This window comes from Nocardia farcinica (assembly GCF_029867845.1).
Taxonomy (GTDB): Bacteria; Actinomycetota; Actinomycetes; order Mycobacteriales; family Mycobacteriaceae; genus Nocardia; species Nocardia farcinica_A.
Genome location: NZ_JARWRU010000691.1, coordinates 1 through 1,982 on the forward strand (window position 1 = coordinate 1; position 1,982 = coordinate 1,982).

The window sequence follows — 1,982 nt, forward strand, 5'->3', positions numbered from 1 at the left end:
ACACGGTCGCGCGCGCCTACCGGGAACTGGAGGAGGACGGCGTGCTGGAGACCAAGGGCAGGCTCGGCACCTTCATCGCCTCCTCCGGCGATCCCACCACCGACGCCGCGGGCCGGGCCGCCACGGCCTATGTGGCGGCGATCCGGCGCCTCGGCCTGGACGACGAGGCCGCGCTGCACTACGTGCGGGCCGCGCTGGACTGACCGACCCGGCCGCGCTGGACTGACCGACCCGGCCGCGCTGGACTGACCGGCCCGGTCGCGCTGGACTGACCGACCCGGCCGCGCCGGACGAGCCGACAGCGTGCCGCACCTGATCAGCGCCAGCTGGGCAGCCACAGCCGCAGCTGCCACTCCTGCGGGCTGATCGCCATGGCCGACATGATCGGCCAGAACCAGATGAAGGTCGCCACCACGATGCCCAGGTAGAGGCACACCGCGAGCAGACCGAGATTGCGGCGCTCGTCGGGGACCAGGAAGGCGTTGGGGTCGGCGACCCGGTGCGGGGCCGCCCGCGCCGGGCCGATGATGTCGCCGAGCACCAGCGCCACCGCCATCATCAGGAACGGGGCCAGCGGGACCGCGTAGAAGAAGTACATCTGCCGGTCCAGGGTGAGGAACCACGGCAGCAACGCCGCACCGTAGCCGGCCAGCACCGCGCCGTAGCGCCAGTCCCTGCGCACCGCCCAGCGCCAGATCCCCCAGGCCAGCACCGGCAGCGAGATCCACCAGATGGCGGGGGTGCCGATCAGCATGACCGCCTTCACGCACTGGCCGGGCTCGCAGCTGGCCACATTGTCGGCGTAGTAGTAGAGCATCGGCCGCAGGCCCATGGGCCAGGTCCACGGCTTGGACTCCCACGGGTGGATGTTGCCCGCGGAGTTGGTCAGGCCGGCGTGGAAGGTCAGCGACTCGCCGCTGTAGTACCACAGCGAGCGCAGCGCCGCGGGCACGAACGACCAGGTGCCGTCGGTGCCGATCTGGTTGCCCACCGCGTGCCGGTAGACGGCGGTCTCACTGGCGAACCAGGCCGCGTAGCTGCCGAGATACACCCCGAACGGCACCACGACCAGCGCGTACAGCGCGGGGCCGATATCGCGCAGGGCGGTGCCGCGCCATGGGCTCGGCACCCCGTAGGCGCGCCGGGCCGACAGGTCGAACAGCACGCTCATCAGACCGAAGACGGCGATGAAGTACACCCCCGACCACTTGGTGCCGCAGGCCAGCCCGAGCAACACACCAGCGCCGAAACGCCACCAGCGCACCCCGAGGCGCGGCCCCCACCTGCTCACGGCGATCCTGCCCTCCGCGTCGGCGCGGGCCAGCCGCCTGCGCACCTCGTCGCGGTCGACGATCAGGCAGCCGAAGGCGGCGGTGACGAACAGGGCCATGAAGATGTCGAGCATGCCGATGCGCGAGGACACGTACAGCACGCCGTCGGCGAGCATGAGGATTCCCGCGATCGCACCGACCAGGGTGGAACGGGTCATCCGTCGCACGATGCGCACCACCAGCAGCACCAGCACCGTGCCCGCCAACGCGGCGCTGAACCGCCAGCCCCAGCCGTTGTAGCCGAACAGCAGCTCGCCGAACGCGATCATCTGCTTGCCCACCGGCGGGTGCACCACCAGGCCGTAGCCGGGGTTGTCCTCCACACCGCCGCCGGTGAGCATCTGCCAGGCCTGCGGCGCGTAGTGCTTTTCGTCGAAGACCGGGGTGCCGCCGTCGGTCGGGTAGTTGAGGACGCTGAAGCGGGTGACGGCCGCCAACGCGGTGAGCACGGCGGTGACCACCCAGCCGCGCAGGGTGTCGACCGGCCCGAAATCCGGGGAGGGGCGCAACGGGGCCGGGCTCGACCAAATGGTGGCCGCGGCCCCGGGTGTGGTCGGGCGGTCGGTCACCTGGGTCACGGACCCGATCGTATTCGGTACCCCCGGGGGGAGGTGGAATCGGCCGATTAGGCTGGGGCGACAGCGATGGAGA

At 71.2% G+C, this 1,982-nt stretch carries 1 protein-coding gene and 1 pseudogene; one reads left to right on the forward strand and one right to left on the reverse strand.

Features of this window, described 5'->3' with window-relative positions; genetic code table 11:
• Window positions 1–203 (forward strand): annotated as a pseudogene (locus tag QH283_RS15205) (GntR family transcriptional regulator); the annotation flags it as partial.
• Between the two features lie 113 nt (window positions 204–316).
• Here the strand turns inward: QH283_RS15205 and QH283_RS15210 are convergent.
• Window positions 317–1,909: a dolichyl-phosphate-mannose--protein mannosyltransferase gene (locus QH283_RS15210; RefSeq protein ID WP_432420735.1), complete on the reverse strand. Its 1,593-nt coding sequence runs from the start codon at window positions 1,907–1,909 to the stop codon at window positions 317–319.
• Between the last annotated feature and the right edge of the window lie 73 nt (window positions 1,910–1,982).